This is a genomic window from Acinetobacter sp. FDAARGOS_724, from assembly GCF_013364475.1.
Taxonomy (GTDB): Bacteria; Pseudomonadota; Gammaproteobacteria; order Pseudomonadales; family Moraxellaceae; genus Acinetobacter; species Acinetobacter variabilis.
This window is the reverse complement of the sequence record NZ_CP054908.1, coordinates 1,078,480-1,094,961: the sequence shown is the minus strand read 5'-3', so window position 1 is coordinate 1,094,961 and position 16,482 is coordinate 1,078,480. Positions and strand designations below refer to the sequence as shown.

The 16,482-nt window shown below is 43.8% G+C and carries 18 protein-coding genes; 11 read left to right on the top strand and 7 right to left on the bottom strand.

What is annotated here, in order from left to right:
- The first annotated feature begins 183 nt into the window (after positions 1-183).
- From infA to FOC32_RS06510, 4 genes are all read left to right on the top strand, one after another.
- The gene (infA, locus tag FOC32_RS06525; protein WP_001284370.1) at positions 184-405 is read left to right on the top strand and encodes a translation initiation factor IF-1; all 222 of its coding nucleotides are present in this window, start codon (positions 184-186) and stop codon (positions 403-405) included.
- Positions 406-545: 140 nt separating this feature from the next.
- Positions 546-746: a hypothetical protein gene (locus FOC32_RS06520; protein ID WP_005232343.1), complete on the top strand. Its 201-nt coding sequence runs from the start codon at positions 546-548 to the stop codon at positions 744-746.
- Between the two features lie 32 nt (positions 747-778).
- The gene (locus FOC32_RS06515; protein WP_158651681.1) at positions 779-940 is read left to right on the top strand and encodes a hypothetical protein; all 162 of its coding nucleotides are present in this window, start codon (positions 779-781) and stop codon (positions 938-940) included.
- A 189-nt stretch (positions 941-1,129) separates the two neighbouring features.
- Positions 1,130-1,543, top strand: a complete 414-nt coding sequence (locus FOC32_RS06510; RefSeq protein ID WP_005232345.1) for a hypothetical protein — start codon at positions 1,130-1,132, stop codon at positions 1,541-1,543.
- Positions 1,544-1,607: 64 nt separating this feature from the next.
- Here the strand turns inward: FOC32_RS06510 and leuB are convergent, their stop codons facing one another.
- The 4 genes from leuB to leuC form a co-directional block, all read right to left on the bottom strand.
- Positions 1,608-2,687: a 3-isopropylmalate dehydrogenase gene (leuB, locus tag FOC32_RS06505; protein WP_005232348.1), complete on the bottom strand. Its 1,080-nt coding sequence runs from the start codon at positions 2,685-2,687 to the stop codon at positions 1,608-1,610.
- Between the two features lie 41 nt (positions 2,688-2,728).
- A complete protein-coding gene (locus FOC32_RS06500) occupies positions 2,729-3,292 on the bottom strand; it encodes a hypothetical protein (RefSeq protein WP_005232350.1) in 564 nt (187 codons plus the stop codon).
- Between the two features lie 87 nt (positions 3,293-3,379).
- Positions 3,380-4,030, bottom strand: coding sequence for a 3-isopropylmalate dehydratase small subunit (gene leuD, locus FOC32_RS06495; protein WP_005232352.1), 651 nt, complete (start codon positions 4,028-4,030; stop codon positions 3,380-3,382).
- A 21-nt stretch (positions 4,031-4,051) separates the two neighbouring features.
- Positions 4,052-5,485 (bottom strand): 3-isopropylmalate dehydratase large subunit, encoded by a 1,434-nt coding sequence (gene leuC / locus FOC32_RS06490; protein WP_005232354.1) that lies wholly within the window; start codon positions 5,483-5,485, stop codon positions 4,052-4,054.
- A 262-nt stretch (positions 5,486-5,747) separates the two neighbouring features.
- Between leuC and FOC32_RS06485 the strand changes: the two genes are divergently transcribed.
- The 3 genes from FOC32_RS06485 (at position 5,748) to ovoA (ending at position 9,380) form a co-directional block, all read left to right on the top strand.
- A complete protein-coding gene (locus FOC32_RS06485; RefSeq protein ID WP_005232356.1) occupies positions 5,748-5,984 on the top strand; it encodes a DUF2061 domain-containing protein in 237 nt (78 codons plus the stop codon).
- A gap of 185 nt (positions 5,985-6,169) precedes the next feature.
- Positions 6,170-7,039 carry a LysR family transcriptional regulator gene (locus FOC32_RS06480; protein WP_005232358.1) on the top strand — a complete coding sequence of 290 codons (870 nt, stop codon included), beginning with the start codon at positions 6,170-6,172 and terminating at the stop codon, positions 7,037-7,039.
- A gap of 217 nt (positions 7,040-7,256) precedes the next feature.
- Entirely contained in the window at positions 7,257-9,380 is a 2,124-nt protein-coding gene (gene ovoA, locus FOC32_RS06475; RefSeq protein WP_104427024.1) for a 5-histidylcysteine sulfoxide synthase, read from the top strand.
- A 43-nt stretch (positions 9,381-9,423) separates the two neighbouring features.
- Here ovoA and FOC32_RS06470 read toward each other — a convergent pair whose 3' ends face one another.
- Entirely contained in the window at positions 9,424-9,675 is a 252-nt protein-coding gene (locus FOC32_RS06470; protein WP_005232362.1) for a DUF2789 domain-containing protein, read from the bottom strand.
- Between the two features lie 156 nt (positions 9,676-9,831).
- Complete coding sequence (locus FOC32_RS06465) at positions 9,832-10,482, bottom strand: HAD family hydrolase (protein WP_005232364.1); 651 nt, start codon at positions 10,480-10,482, stop codon at positions 9,832-9,834.
- Positions 10,483-10,664: 182 nt separating this feature from the next.
- On the opposite strand from FOC32_RS06465, the gene FOC32_RS06460 reads away from it, so the two are divergent.
- The 3 genes from FOC32_RS06460 to FOC32_RS06450 all read left to right on the top strand — a co-directional run bounded on the left by FOC32_RS06460 (position 10,665) and on the right by FOC32_RS06450 (position 14,016).
- Positions 10,665-11,147, top strand: a complete 483-nt coding sequence (locus tag FOC32_RS06460; RefSeq protein WP_004781838.1) for an RNA pyrophosphohydrolase — start codon at positions 10,665-10,667, stop codon at positions 11,145-11,147.
- A gap of 91 nt (positions 11,148-11,238) precedes the next feature.
- Positions 11,239-13,536 (top strand): phosphoenolpyruvate--protein phosphotransferase, encoded by a 2,298-nt coding sequence (gene ptsP, locus FOC32_RS06455; protein WP_005232368.1) that lies wholly within the window; start codon positions 11,239-11,241, stop codon positions 13,534-13,536.
- Positions 13,537-13,578: 42 nt separating this feature from the next.
- Positions 13,579-14,016: a hypothetical protein gene (locus FOC32_RS06450; RefSeq protein ID WP_005232370.1), complete on the top strand. Its 438-nt coding sequence runs from the start codon at positions 13,579-13,581 to the stop codon at positions 14,014-14,016.
- Positions 14,017-14,072: 56 nt separating this feature from the next.
- Here FOC32_RS06450 and FOC32_RS06445 read toward each other — a convergent pair whose 3' ends face one another.
- A complete protein-coding gene (locus FOC32_RS06445) occupies positions 14,073-14,252 on the bottom strand; it encodes a DUF7230 family protein (protein ID WP_005232372.1) in 180 nt (59 codons plus the stop codon).
- A 619-nt stretch (positions 14,253-14,871) separates the two neighbouring features.
- Here FOC32_RS06445 and FOC32_RS06440 point away from each other — a divergent pair.
- Positions 14,872-16,392 carry a catalase gene (locus FOC32_RS06440; protein ID WP_104426639.1) on the top strand — a complete coding sequence of 507 codons (1,521 nt, stop codon included), beginning with the start codon at positions 14,872-14,874 and terminating at the stop codon, positions 16,390-16,392.
- Positions 16,393-16,482 lie beyond the last annotated feature (90 nt).

The following is a 16,482-nucleotide window of genomic DNA, read 5'->3' as shown; positions in this document are numbered from 1 at the left end:
TTAGATTAACTGTGATTGACCAAACTGACAACAGATACCATACGCTTTTTAGTTAAAAAAGTTTAAACTCATACTTCGCTTATTTTACTGACAGATGATCAGTCTAACGCCCATTACACCTTGTGTTTTGCGAAAAAATTGACTATAATTTGCGCCTTTCCAATTTATTCATTCAGGTAGGCTATGGCCAATAAAGAGGAACTCATCGAGTTCGAAGGCGTTGTCACCGAGACGCTTCCTAATACTATGTTCCGTGTACGTTTAGAAAACGGTCACGAAGTAATTGCCCATATTTCTGGTAAAATGCGTAAACACTATATTCGTATTTTGACTGGCGATAGCGTGAAGGTCGAAATGACTCCTTATGATTTGACTAAGGGTCGTATCACATACCGTGCGCGCTAAGTTGTAGCGGAAGCAAAAGCCACTCATCCAGTGGCTTTTTTATTGCCTTTTCTTTTATATCAATTCCCCTGCACATTCCCTATACTGCATTCGAAGATAATCATTTCTATTTTTCCTCTAATAAAAACAGTGAATCATTCATGCAAAAAATCTTGTTTTCTCTGATCCTAGGAATCAGCCTGAGTGCCTGCGCCACTACCAATTCGACAAAATCACGACAACTAGATCAGCAACTACAGCAATATATCGGCCAATCTGCAGAGTCAATTCGCAAGGATCTGGATTTAACTGCACTCGGTTTTAAGACCTCAAAAGCACCTGTACAAACGGAAAACGTCTGAGTTATACCGTACTTCGCACCATTTAACTTCCGTTGGGAACACCCGCCATTCAGCAAAGTGTCAGTATAGGTGCCCCTGTACGACTCGCAACTGCACCCGGCCCGGGTTATCAGGTTGAAATGCCTTGTCAGATTCATTTACAGCTAGAACAAGGGACTGCCCAATCCGTGCAATATAGCGGACGTGCCTGTTAATACTCATTTTTGCTTTTTATTCATTTTGAAGTGAATATAAGAACATTCTAAGTTGTCTTGGATTTGATGGCTACAGCTAACATCTAACTGCCTGATTATTGTTGTCTTACCTAATAATAAATTACAACAGTTCCTCTCACACTTTGCTACTACACTGTTTTTAAGCGTTCCTTGAGTAGGAGTGATGTGATGTTGTTAAGCAAAGGGACTCCTCTGGTATTGGGCTTGAGCATCCTGTTGCTCGGTCTGTCAGGGTGTGCACAGACACCCACGATCAGCCAGGCCGACCGTGAAGCTTATTTACAGCAATTTATTGGCCAGAGCAGCCAGTATATTGATCGCAATTTAGATTTGAAACGTTTGGGTTATCAGCAAATCAGTGAACCTGAGCTCAGCTCCCAACAGCTCAGCTATGTCGTAGAACGTCCTGTGACCGTGCCCTTACCGATTGCCCAATTTCCGGCAGCAGGTACAGGCACAGTTCCGGTTCCAGTCACTGTGAGTCCTGCATCAGGGTATGATGTGAATTTGCAATGCAAGATTACCTTTTTGCTTAAAGACAATATTGCAACTTCTGTCAGCCTTACGGGTCGAACCTGTTAATCAAAATCAGTCATAAAAAAACGCAGCTCAAGGCTGCGTTTTTTACGTAGAAATACTGAGTAACTTAATTCAATGCAGTCACAACTGCCTGACCCATTTCCACCGTACCCACTTTAGTCATGCCTTCAGACATGATGTCAGCCGTACGCAGACCTTGGTCTAAAACATTACCTACCGCATCTTCAATAGCTTTTGCAGCCGCTTCTTCACGGAAGGTATAACGCAGCATCATGGCTACAGACAGAATGGTTGCCAATGGGTTTGCCAGGTTTTGACCTGCGATATCTGGTGCAGAACCATGGCAAGGTTCGTACATCCCTTTACCATTTTCATCCAATGAAGCTGATGGCAACATACCGATTGAACCAGTCAGCATTGCAGCTTCATCAGACAGGATGTCACCGAACAGGTTTGAAGTCACAATCACATCAAACTGCTTAGGCGCACGTACTAATTGCATCGCAGCATTGTCTACATACATATGAGACAAGTTAATGTCTGGATATTGCTCTTCTTTCAGTGCAGTCACGGTTTGTTTCCAAAGCTCAGTCACTTCAAGCACGTTGGCTTTATCGACTGAACATACTTTACCGTCACGCAGGCCAGCAAGTTCGAACGCAACTTTGGCAATACGCTTGATTTCAGATTCTGCATAAACGTCAGTGTTAAAACCTTGTTTTTCGCCATTTTCCAGTTCACGGATCCCGCGTGGCTGACCGAAGTAAATACCGCCGGTCAATTCACGTACGATCAAGATATCCAGACCAGAGACAATTTCCGGTTTCAAGCTAGAGGCATCAGCCAATTGTGGATAAAGAATCGCTGGACGTAAGTTCGCAAACAGATTCAACTCACTACGTAGTTTTAACAGGCCACGTTCTGGACGGATTGAACGCTCAATCGTATCCCATTTTGGACCGCCTACAGCGCCGAGCAGAATTGCATCTGCTTTTTTCGCCTGTTCAGAGGTTACCTCTGGATAAGGTGAACCGTGTGCATCAATCGCAGCACCACCTAAAAGACCTTGTTCCCATGTTAAACCCAGATTGAATTTTTCATTAACTCGTGTAAGCACCTGTTCTGCGGCTTTTACAATCTCAGGGCCAATACCGTCACCAGCTAAAATCAAAATTTGTTTAGACATGAGCTTTTCCATTTATAAGGTCAGGCATCCACCTGACTAGGTTAAATTTTTTTTTCTACAAACTCTGCAATGCCATTGATGACATTATAGGGTTTGCAAAAACGACGAATCACTTTCTGCTCTTGCAACAGGTCCACACACAATGGATCAGGTGCAGAGGCATTTAATAAACTGGTGCTACGTGCATTTCGGTCACGGAACATTTTCAAGGTATAGCGTTTATTCGCCTTAAACTGCTGGAACAGATGCAAGGTCTCAGCCTTATCCTTGCTAATCGGATAGAAACGCACCACCAGTTCATGCTGCCCTTCCGGCACAGATAAATAAATCGGATTATCCTGTTTCAGGTTTTTGGCCTGCAAACGAACCAGACGCTGATCTAGCGCTTCTGGGCTGATTCGCTTGGTGGACTCATCCACAATCATGGTCCGATCTAAACGTTCAAACTGACAATCCGGTGTGCCTGCACAATAAATCAAAGCATTGGATTTGCTTTCTGCATCTTCTTTGGCATGTTTAAGTTTGAAGGTATCAATGCTCTGACACGCGGTCATCAGCACTGATACTGCACTTAGAGCAAGCCACTGTTTCCAATACGTTGCCATGATGTCTGTATTAACCTATCAAAAAAATTAATAATCTTCTGATATTAGCAAGGCCTTCGCAGTCATGCCATGACAATTTTTGCTGTTTTATGAATGAATTTCAGCAAATACCCATGGGCGTGATTGTTTGGTTTTTTCTTCGTAGGCACGAATATCATCTGCCGCCTGCAAAGTTAAGCCAATATCATCCAAACCATTTAACAAACAATGCTTACGGAATGGGTCCACTTCAAACTTGAAGCTTTCGCCATTTGGTGTACGAACTTCCTGCGCTTCCAGATCAATCGTTAACTGATAACCTTCAGCTGCTGCACATTCCTTGAATAACTGATCAACCGTTTCTTCCGGCAAGATCACCGGCAACATGCCATTTTTAAAACAGTTATTAAAGAAAATATCAGCAAAGCTTGGCGCAATCACAGTACGGAAACCGTATTCATTCAAGGCCCAGGGCGCATGCTCACGGCTTGAACCACAACCGAAGTTAGCACGTGAAATTAAGATCGATGCACCTTGATAACGTGGCTGGTTTAATACGAAGTCCGGGTTAATCGGACGAACCGAGTTGTCCTGACCTGGATAACCTTCATCCAAATAACGCAATTCATCAAACAGGTTTTCACCGAAACCGGTACGTTTGATCGATTTCAAAAACTGTTTTGGAATAATTAAATCTGTATCGACATTGGCACGGTCTAAGGGTGCAACAATACCTTGTTCAACGGTATAAGCTTTCATATTTCTGCTCCTGCGTACCAATTAAAATGAACGGACATCAACAAAGTGACCGGCAATCGCTGCAGCAGCAGCCATGGCTGGGCTCACCAAATGGGTACGACCGCCATTACCCTGACGACCTTCAAAGTTACGGTTTGAAGTTGAGGCACAATGCTCGCCTGGCTGCAATTTGTCAGCATTCATTGCCAAGCACATAGAACAACCTGGTTCACGCCATTCAAAACCAGCTTCGATAAAGACTTTGTCCAAACCTTCAGATTCTGCCTGCTGTTTCACCAAACCCGAACCCGGAACGATCATGGCCTGTTTAATGCTAGAAGCCACTTTACGACCTTTGATCACTTCAGCCGCAGCACGAATATCTTCGATACGTGAATTGGTGCAGGAACCGATGAATACACGGTCTAACTGAATATCTGCTAAAGCCTGACCTGCAGTTAAGCCCATATATTGATAAGCACGGTTCCAGTCATTGCGCTGTACATCATCTTTGGCCTGTTCTAAAGTTGGGACCGCTTGAGACACCGGAATCACCATCTCAGGAGAAGTCCCCCAAGAGACTTGTGGTTCAATCTCTTCACCTTGCAACACCACAACTGTATCGAAGTGCGCGCCTTCATCAGAATGCAAGGTATTCCAGTACGCAACCGCCTGATCCCATTGCTCGCCTTTCGGTGCATATGGACGGTCTTTGACATACTCAATGGTTTTTTCATCGACTGCGACCATACCGACACGTGCACCCGCTTCAATTGCCATGTTACATACGGTCATACGGCCTTCGATCGACATGTCACGGAATACCTGGCCACCAAATTCAATTGCGTGACCTGTACCGCCAGCAGTTCCGATTTTACCGATAATGGCTAAAACCACATCTTTCGGTGTTACGCCCTGACCTAATTTACCGTCAACGCGTACCAACATGTTTTTCATTTTCTTTTGAACCAGGCATTGGGTTGCCAATACATGTTCAACTTCTGAAGTCCCGATCCCGTGTGCCAAGCAGCCGAATGCACCATGTGTCGCGGTATGTGAGTCACCACATACAACCGTCATACCTGGCAAGGTTAAGCCCTGCTCAGGACCAACAACGTGCGCGATCCCTTGACGAATATCGTTAATATCAAATTCAACAATATCGAACGTCTTACAGTTGTCATCCAAGGTTTGTACCTGGATACGTGAAGTATCATCTTCAATCCCAGCCACGCCCTGCTCACGCTCTTTTTTAGAGGTCGGTACGTTATGGTCAGGTGTTGCGATGTTGGCACTTAAACGCCATGGCTTACGGCCAGCAAGTTGCAAGCCTTCAAAGGCTTGTGGTGAAGTCACTTCATGCAATAAATGACGGTCGATATAAAGTAGAGCTGAACCATCATCTCGTTGTTTTACTAAATGATCATCCCATAACTTATCGTATAATGTTTTTGCTGTTTGGGTCTCGCCTGCCATGTCGATGTGCTCCACTGGACTGGGTAAATTCTTTCGCTAATTTTGATTATATCGCTGCATTCACATAAATCTAATTTATCATTTTTATTAGTTAAAAAACTTTTTGGAATCTTTTAAAATTTAAATTAAATCATAGTTTAGCTCTCTTTTTATAAATCTAATTTTCCGATCGTTTTATTAAAAATATTCGTTTTTACAAATTAAATGAGAATTATTATTATTTCCTCATCGGCACAAATTATCTGTTTTGAGGAAGATCCACATGGCACATATTCAACGTTTCGTAGAAAACAATCAGCGCATGTTCAAAAAGACATTTAGCTATTACATCATGCACATCACCGTTGCGATGTTAGTGGGCTATTTTGTCACAGGCAGTTTAACCATGGCGATTGCCTTGAGTTTATTAGAACCGACTGTACAGGCGGTTGCTTTCTTCTTCCACGAGAAAATCTGGGAAGCAAAACGCCAGCAACAGGATGAGGAAATCACCGCATAATTTTTTGTCGATCTTCCTCTTTTAGCCACCTACCCTCGGTGGCTTTTTTTATGACATAAAATAAAACATTTAAAAATGTGTATTAATTCAACATTAAACCAAGAGTTCTATATTTTTACTTTGATTTATTCTTAAATTATTACAATAATAAACTTAAGCATAAAAAAACTTTATAGGTGATCAAGATGAATCTCGCAGCTTTTGAAGCCTTTGTAAAAGTCATGGAAACAGGTTCGATTTCTCTGGCTGCAGATCAGCTTTTTATTACCCAACCGGCTGTGACCAAACGTATTCACAGTCTGGAAGAATATTTCGGGGTGAAATTATTTGAATCTGCGGGCCGTGGTGTACAGGCTACTCATGCGGCACATTCCCTGCTGCCTAAGGTAAAAAACTGGCTGAACGAGCTGGGTGATATTCACTATACCCTGAGTCATGAACAGGGTCAGGTACAAGGTAAACTGAAAATTGGCACCAGTCATCATATTGGCCTGCATCACTTACCGAGCCATCTGCGTGAATATGTACAGCAATATCCAAATGTGACGCTAGATGTACATTTTGTAGATTCAGAACAGGCACATGAACAGGTGATGGCGGGTGATCTGGAACTGGCTTTCCTGACCTTGCCACCGCATGGTGATGAACGTCTGAAATATGTCACCATCTGGAATGATCCTCTGGTTTTTGTGGTAGCGCCGTTCCATCCGCTGGCTCAGCAAAAAAACCTGTCTCTTGAAGATCTTGTGAATTACCCGAGCCTTCTACCTTCTGCGCAGACCTATACCACGCAGATTACTATGGCCGAGTTTGAAAAACAGGGTATCAAGCCGAAAACGACCATGAGCAATAACCCGCTTGAATCCATCCGGATGCTGGTTTCGATTGGTTTAGGCTGGTCAGTCTTACCCAAAACCCTGGTCAATCATGACCTGCAAGAACTGGATCTGAATCTGGAAATGAACCGTCAGCTCGGTATGGTCTGGCATCCGGGTCGTACTCAATCCAAGGCAGCTGAAGCATTGGTTCAACTGATGCAAGGCCCGTCAATTTAAAACTAATTTTCACATTTCTCTGCTGCATCAATATCGGTGCAGCATTTTGTTACCTAAATACATCGCATCTGTCACTTCCTTTCAAGTACTTTTAAAAGCATCAAATTCATTTTCCTGAAGATGAAAAATTAAAACGTACTCAAGGAAGCACAGAATGCAGATCAAATCTTCTGATTCCAAAACTTTATTATCTTCTTCTCATGACCTGCTCGAAGAAATGGGTTTATGGAAACCGCTTAAACCAACGCTACAGCCTACTCCCAACCTTGATTTTGAAGATGAACCGACGACGCGTGCCGTATTACGTAATTATTTTCTAAATACCTTTGACACCTATGAGCAACTGTTTGACTGTCTGAAGAATGAAGAAGCCTTTTATGTCAAACCGATTGCCTTACGTCATCCACTGATCTTTTATTTTGGTCATACTGCCACTTTTTTTATCAATAAGCTGTTGCTGGCTCAACTGATTCCGGAACGTTTAAATCCGCATATGGAAAGCATATTTGCGATTGGTGTAGATGAAATGAGCTGGGATGATCTGGATGAACAGAACTATCACTGGCCTAGCATTCAAGCGGTACGTGATTACCGGCATCAGGTACGTGCCCTGGTCTTGAAAGTGATAGAACATGCGCCGCTACAACTTCCACTAAACTGGCACAATCCTTGGTGGACCATCATCATGGGCATTGAGCATGAACGGATTCATCTGGAAACGTCTTCGGTTTTAATCCGCCAGCATCAGTTACGTTATGTACAAAATCATCCGCAGTGGCGTGCCAATGTCATTACCGGTATTGCACCTGAAAATAGTCTGGTAAAGGTACCGGCAGGTCAGGTCAATTTACATAAAAATTTCGAACATGCTTTTTATGGCTGGGACAATGAATACGGCCACCATCATGCCGAAATTGAAGAATTCGAAGCCTCTAAATATCTGGTATCCAATCAGGAGTTTTTAGCCTTTGTGGAAGCAGAGGGTTATCAGACAGCTAACTACTGGACTGAAGAAGGCCAGCAATGGTTGGCATTTTCTCAAGCCACACATCCTACCTTCTGGATCAAAACTGAACTGGGTTGGTCCTTAAGACTGATGCTGGAAGAAGTTCCGATGCCTTGGGACTGGCCAGTCGAAGTGAATTATCATGAAGCCAAGGCTTTCTGTAACTGGAAATCAGTACAGACCGGAGAGTCCATTCGCCTGCCAACTGAAGATGAATGGTATCGACTGTATGCAGTTTCAGGACTGGATCCCAAATTACCAAGTCCTGAGCAAGCCAATATTGAATTAAAATATGGCCCTAGCTCTTGTCCGGTGGATCATTTTCAGCATGGCGATTTTTATGATGTTCAGGGCAATGTCTGGCAATGGACCGAGACCCCGATTTATCCTTTCGAAGGCTTTCAAGTCCATCCCTTCTATGATGATTTTAGTACCCCTACCTTCGATGGCCAACATCATCTGATTAAAGGCGGTTCCTGGATTTCGGCCGGTAATGAAGCCCTGCACAGTTCACGCTATGCATTCCGGCGACATTTTTTCCAGCATGCCGGTTTTCGCTATGTTGCCGCGGAAGAGACATCACTGCAGTTTCACTCGCAATATGAAAGCGATCAGCTGATTTCCCAATATCTGGAATTCCAGTATGGGGCGGAATATTTCGGTGTTCCAAACTTTGCACAAAGCCTCATCAAACTAGCCCGTCCTTATTTTCAGAACATTCCATGCCATAAAGCACTGGATATCGGGTGTGCGACTGGACGTGCCAGCTTTGAACTGGCTCAAGATTTTGATCAGGTCACCGGTCTAGATTTTTCTGCCCGTTTTATTCAGCAAGGCGTAGTACTGGCCCAAGGAGAGACCCTGCGCTATAGCATTCCTGTTGAGGGCGAACTGGTGGAATATAAATCCTGCTCACTGGCAGAACTTGGACTTGAGCAGGCTGCCAATAAGGTCGAGTTTTATCAGGCCGATGCCTGCAACCTGAAACCTCAGTTTACAGATTATGATTTTATTCTGGCAGCTAACCTGATTGATCGTCTGCATCATCCTAAAGCTTTTCTGAGTGAGATTCATAAGCGCCTGAATATGGGCGGCATTTTGATGCTGGCCTCGCCTTATACCTGGCTGGAAGAACATACAGCACGCAGTGAATGGATCGGCGGATTTAAGCAGGCAGGAGAAAACCTGAGTACCTTAGAGGGCATCAAGGCTTTACTTAGTTCACATTTTGAAATGCTAGACGAACCTGTGGATGTGCCTTTTGTGATTCGGGAAACAGCGCGTAAATATCAACATACCCTGTCCCAAGTAACTTTATGGAAACGAACACAGTAATACCCAAATGAAAAAGCCAATCAACTGATTGGCTTTTTGTTCACTACTCAATTCCGCTAGTGGCATCCTCGTGCAGAGATTCATTGAGCTGATCTACCACAATGGCCCATTCTCCATCTGAAGCAATTTTTTCAGCCAGGAACTGGCGCTGCGCATCTGACCAGTACGGCGCCTCCATCAGGTTTACATCTTTGGGTAATTGATGCTCATGAATAAATTGGGCAATCCCTTCTGCACTTGAATCCAGACCTAACTGTGCAAATAGATGAGTCATACGCGGTCTAACTTGGGTCATTTTCATTACCTCGGCGCTTGCTATCGTTATTGTCGACTTGCTTTATTTGCTCTGAGCATAGCATGTTTATGCAGCAACAGGCATGTCAAAAAGTAGCCTCTTCTGCTTATAAAAAAGCACAACCAAAGTTGTGCCTGATTAAATCGAAAGAATTACTTAAATCGACCAGTTCTGAATTTCCCAGCCCTGTTCTTTAGCCAGTGCTTCCAGACGATCATCCGGATTCACAGCAATGGCATGATCTGCATGTTCCAGCAGAAAACGGTCATTGATTGAATCTGAATAGGCCCAAGACTCGGTCACCTCACGACCAGCCAGCCATTGTTCCAGACGGGTCAGTTTACCTTGCTGATAGCAGGCGATATTGGTCACCTTACCGGTATATTTACCGTCAATGACTTCAGCATTGGTGGCAATAATTTCAGTAATCCCAAACTCACGGAAAATCGGTGCAGTAATAAAGTCCGAAGTTGCAGTAATGCCGACAATTTCATGCCCTGCATCTTTATGGCGCTGAATCGCTTTAAAACCTTCCGGACGCATCTGTGGGCGAATGACTTTTTGCATGAACAGTTGATGTAATTCGGTCAGATAATCATGGTCATGTTGAGTCAAAAACTGGAATACAAATTCATTATAGGCATAAGGATCCAGTTGACCCTTTTTATAGTCCTCATAGAACTTGTCATTCATGGCGCGGTGATGAACGGGATCCACCAGGCCTTCATTGACCAGGAATTCCCCCCAGGAATGATCCGAATCGGTGTTTAACAGGGTGTGATCGAGATCAAATAGCGCCAATTTCATGAAAATACTCGTAAAAACTGAAATTTAAGAAAAAAATTGTAAATCTATCTCCGCTAGTCGATAGAAATTCGTTAAGATCATAGCAATTTTAACATTTTTAAACTTTGCTTTTTTTCGAGTTGGATAAAGAAATAATATTCCCCGAAAGCAAAGGCATAAATTAAACAATTTTAGGTAGCCAAATGATCGACTCAGAAGGTTTCCGACCGAATGTCGGGATCATTTTGGCAAACGATGCTGGACAGGTTTTATGGGCAAAACGCATTGGTCATAATGCATGGCAATTTCCACAAGGAGGTATCCAATATGGAGAAACCCCTGAGCAGGCACTTTATCGTGAGCTGAGAGAAGAAGTTGGCTTACTGCCTGAACACGTCCAGATTATCGCGCAGACCAAAGGATGGTTGCGTTATCGTTTGCCGTATCGATACATTCGCACGGATTCAGATCCGGTATGTATCGGTCAAAAACAGAAGTGGTTTTTACTCAAACTGACGGCACCCGTACAGAACATTCAGCTTGATCTGTCCGATCCGCCCGAATTTGATCAATGGCAATGGGTCAGTTACTGGTATCCATTAGGCCAAGTGGTGAATTTTAAACGCGATGTTTATCGCAAGGCCATGATTGAACTCTGTCAGCAATTACCACAACAAAAACCTTAAAAAAATCGCGTGCATGTGCAGATTTTTTGCTCGGCTATTGTTATAAATAAACTAAATTACCGGACTTCTAAAAAAATACGGAGCAGCACCCATGTCGAATATGCAACTGGATACCCTGAGACGCATTGTCCAAGAGATTAATGCGTCTACCAGTTTGCATGAATCACTCGATATTATGGTCAATCAGGTCGCTGAGGCCATGCATGTGGATGTTTGCTCCATTTATCTGCTCGATGAACGCAACCAGCGTTATCTATTAATGGCATCTAAAGGCCTGAAGCCCGAAGCTGTCGGTCATGTTTCTCTACATACCGGTGAAGGCCTGGTTGGTCTGGTCGGTCAGCGTGAGGAAATCGTTAACCTCGACAATGCCCCTAAGCATGATCGTTTTCTGTATTTACCGGAAACGGGCGAAGAAATTTATAATTCCTTTCTGGGCGTTCCGGTCATGTACCGCCGTAAAGTCATGGGCGTACTGGTTGTCCAAAATCAAGAATCCCAGGATTTTAGTGAAGCAGCCGAATCTTTCCTGGTTACGCTATGTGCTCAGCTTTCGGGCGTAATCGCTCATGCACATGCAGTCGGCAATATTGATGTATTCCGAAAACCAAATAATTTACCGGCATATAAAACCTTCCAGGGCGTATCCGGTTCTGGCGGGATCGCACTTGGTCGCGCCATTGTGCTTTATCCCCCTGCAGATCTAGGCGCTGTTCCGGATCGTGAAGCAGATAATATTAGCGAAGAACTGGCTTTGCTAGATAATGCTTTAAATTCGGTGCGTGAAGAAATTCAGTTCCTGGATGACAAAATGCAGGATGCGCTGATGGCCGAAGAACGTGCTTTGTTCAGTGTATTCCTGCGTATGCTGGATGAAAATGCCCTGCCATCAGAAATTAAAGCACTGATTCGTGATGGTCACTGGGCACAAGGTGCGGTTCGCATCGTGATTGATAACCATGTGGCGCAGTTTGTCCAGATGGAGGATGATTACCTGCGTGAACGTGTCGCTGATCTAAAAGATCTGGGACGTCGTATTCTGGCCAAGTTGCAGGAAGCCGATGAAAGCCATCGCGAACTGACCGATGAAAGCATCCTGATTGGTGAAGAAATTTCAACGGCTGCACTGGTGGAACTGCCTGTTGATAAGATTGCCGCGATTGTCACCACTGAAGGTGCCATGAATTCGCACATGGTGATTGTGGCACGCGCACTCGGTATTCCGACTGTCGTGGGTGTGACTGAACTGCCCATCAATACTCTGGATGACGTCGAGATGATTGTCGATGCGCATCAGGGCCGTATCTTTATCAATCCACCACGTCGTCTGCGTACCCGCTATAAAGAAATTCAGAAAGAAGAAGAACAGATTGCCAAAGATCTACGTCAATACGAGACCAAAGATGCAATTACGCCAGATGGTACCGCTGTACGTCTGTTTGTAAATACCGGCCTGATGATTGATGTGGTTCGTGGTGTACAGCGTGGTGCCAAAGGTGTTGGCCTATACCGTTCGGAAATCCCGTTCATGCTACGTGACCGCTTCCCGGGAGAAGAGGAACAACGTGCCATTTACCGGCAGCAACTGAGTCACTTTGCCAATAAACCGGTAGTCATGCGAACGCTGGATATTGGTGCAGATAAAGACCTGCCATATTTCTCGATTAAGGAAGAAAATTCAGCATTGGGCTGGCGCGGAATTCGTTTTACGCTGGATCATCCTGAAATCTTCTCTTCACAAATTCGCGCCATGCTGAAAGCCAGTATCGGTCTGAACAATCTGCATATCCTGTTGCCGATGGTGACCAGTGTCAGTGAAGTTGAAGAAGCACTGTATCTGTTAGAACGTGATCATCATGCCGTTCAGGAAGAAGAACAGGTCAAAATTACCAAGCCGCAAATCGGGATTATGGTGGAAGTGCCGAGCGTACTGCATCAGATTGATGAGTTTTCTGAACTGGTTGATTTCTTCTCGGTCGGTTCTAACGATTTGACCCAATATTTACTTGCTGTCGACCGTAATAACCCACGTGTGGCCAATGTCTATTCACATTTGCATCCAGCGATTCTGCGTGCTCTGACCCGTCTGGTAGAGGATTGTCACCGTAATAACAAACCGATCAGTATCTGTGGTGAAATGGCTGGTGATCCTCTATCGGCCGTACTATTAATGGCCATGGGATTTAATACCTTGTCCATGAGTTCTAGCAATATTTTGAGAGTCCGAAAAACGATCTGTCATGTACCGATGCCGGATGCACAGGAATTACTCAAACATGTACTAAAACTGGACAATCCACTCATGGTAAAAAGCTGGATGGAGCATTATTTTAGAACACATGGTTTAGGAGATATGGTGAAATCCACCACCCGTATGGTCAGCGCTTAAGGAGGAACTTTTCCAGGTTCCTCTGCATCAGTCGAGGTACTTATGGAATTTGTACTTATCCTGCTTATGCTGGCTGCAGCATTTTATTTTATTATTGCACCGGCCTTACGTTCGCAAAAATCCAGATATACATCTTCTGGTGGTCGTAATAATACAAGTACCAGTCACCAGTATATCCGTGAAACTGAACGTCCTAAAGCCTGTCCCTTATGGGGAATTGAAATTTCTCGTAGCCAGCAACGGCGTTTAGGCAAGAATGATCCATCGGTCATTGCGGCAAAACTGTATCGGCAACAGCTAGGAAAATTTGCCAGTTTTCAGCAGACTCGGCCTATGGCTGATGCTGATCGAAATAGATCTTCGAGTTCTGCGACCCTGCCTCGTTTTTTTCAAAATATGTTTCCCGAAGAAGCTTCTTCAACCACCCGGAGGACTTCACCGCATTCTTCGAAAAGAAATTCATCTTTTAACTATACCTGACAGAATCCCTTAAAATCAGCTTCTGCCCAAAACAGATCTACGTCTTCCTGGCCGCCCTAAGCCGCCCATAAAAAAGGGCGATCATCTTGTTGATATCGCCCTTGTTTGTGCTTGGTATAACCACGTTTTGCATTTTTCTTCCGGTCTACAAAAACCTGGCTTTTGTTGACTTCATGCATGTGTTTTGCCACAAAATTGTGGATCACCACCTGCTTGGCTGTTTTTTTCTTGGCCATTTTGCTCTCTATGTGACTTGGAGGAAGGAGTGAGATAATTATAGGGCTGACTGACTAATTTTCAAGCATATTTGCCAATGCTTTTTTAAAAATAAAGCCCATTTAGCTAGGATTTTCTGTATGCAACAATGCGAGCTATAACCAGAAAATACCCTTATTCCATTCATTATTGTTATGGGTTTCTTCAGCCAAACAAAACTCAATTAAAAAACCATTTAAAATAAACCAGTTATAAAATTCATTTTAAATACCACTTTTCACTTATTATTTTTATCCTTTGATAAAAACATATTATGGACTTAGATATTGTTATTTTCGTTTAATCCCATTCATTATTCGAGTTATTCAAAATATATAGAATTTGATATTGTCAGAGAGTGGAAAACCCATTACTTTTTAAGAGTAACCATTTAATTTTCAATATTTTAAACTTTATTAACTTTAAAAATATTTTTTGAGTGAGCTCACTCAATTATATCCTGAATTCTATTTTGTGCTGTCACACCCTTTATTTAAAGATATTGTAAATATAGTGAAACCTGATCTGATTAGCATATATTTCAATATTTTATGAATACTAGATAAACGACACAAGATATTCAAAACTTGGAGAGGAAAGATGAGCCAAGATTTTAAAAAATGCCCTGTCACCCACCTGACCACTGAAGCTGGTGCGCCTGTGGTCGACAACCAGAACAGTATGACGGCAGGTGCGCGTGGACCTTTACTTGCTCAGGATTTATGGCTGAATGAAAAACTGGCTAACTTTGTTCGTGAAGTGATTCCTGAGCGCCGTATGCACGCAAAAGGTTCAGGTGCATTTGGTACTTTTACTGTGACCAGTGACATTACTGAGTACACCCGTGCAAAAATTTTCTCGGAAGTTGGCAAAAAAACCGAAATATTTGCCCGTTTTTCGACCGTCGCTGGTGAACGCGGTGCAGCTGATGCAGAACGTGACATTCGTGGTTTTGCCCTGAAGTTCTATACTCAAGAAGGTAACTGGGACCTAGTCGGTAACAATACGCCGGTATTCTTCCTGCGTGATCCACGCAAATTCCCTGACTTAAACAAAGCAGTAAAACGCGATCCGAAAACCAATAAGCGTAGCGCCACCAATAACTGGGATTTCTGGACTTTATTGCCGGAAGCTCTACATCAGGTCACCATTGTAATGTCGGATCGTGGGATTCCAGCCGGCTATCGTCATATGCACGGTTTCGGCAGTCATACCTACAGTTTTATCAATGCCCAAAATGAACGCTTCTGGGTAAAATTCCATATGCGTACCCAGCAAGGCATCAAAAATCTGACTGATGCTGAGGCAGCAGAGCTAATTGCTAAAGACCGTGAAAGCAGCCAGACTGACCTGTTTGATGCGATTGAACGTGGTGATTATCCGAAATGGAAAATGTACGTTCAGATCATGCCTGAAACCGATGCCGAGAAAGTGCCTTATCATCCGTTTGACCTGACCAAAGTCTGGCCGAAAGGTGATTATCCGCTGATTGAAGTAGGTGAATTCGAACTCAACCGTAATCCGGAAAACTATTTCCAGGACGTAGAACAAGCAGCTTTTGCGCCAAGCAATCTGGTACCAGGCATTAGTTACTCACCGGATCGTATGCTACAGGCACGCTTAGTCAACTATGCTGATGCTGCACGTTACCGCGTGGGCGTGAATCATGCCCAGATTCCGGTCAATGCTGCACGTTGTCCGGTACATTCAAATCATCGTGATGGTTTGGGCCGTATGGACGGCAACTATGGTTCATTGCCGCATTATGAGCCGAACAGTTTCAGCCAGTGGCAGGAACAGCCAGAATTCAGAGAGCCACCACTCAAAATCACGGGTGATGCAGATTTCTGGGATTATCGCAAAGATGATAATGACTACTTCAGCCAGCCACGTGCCTTGTTCAACCTGATGAATGATGAGCAGAAACAGGCTCTATTTAATAATACCGCAGCCGCAATGGGTGATGCGCTTGATTTCATCAAGTACCGTCATATCCGTAACTGTTATGCTTGTGATCCAGCCTATGGTGAAGGTGTTGCCCAAGCTCTTGGGATGAGCGTAGCTGATGCCCAGATGGCTCGAGCAACTGATCCAGCCAAAGGCCTACCAAGCTTTCTCTAAGTTTTTCAGCTTGAACTGAGTGAATAAAAAAACCACCCGAGGGTGGTTTTTTATTGGTGTTAAATTAAAGCATCAGGAATATGAATTGTA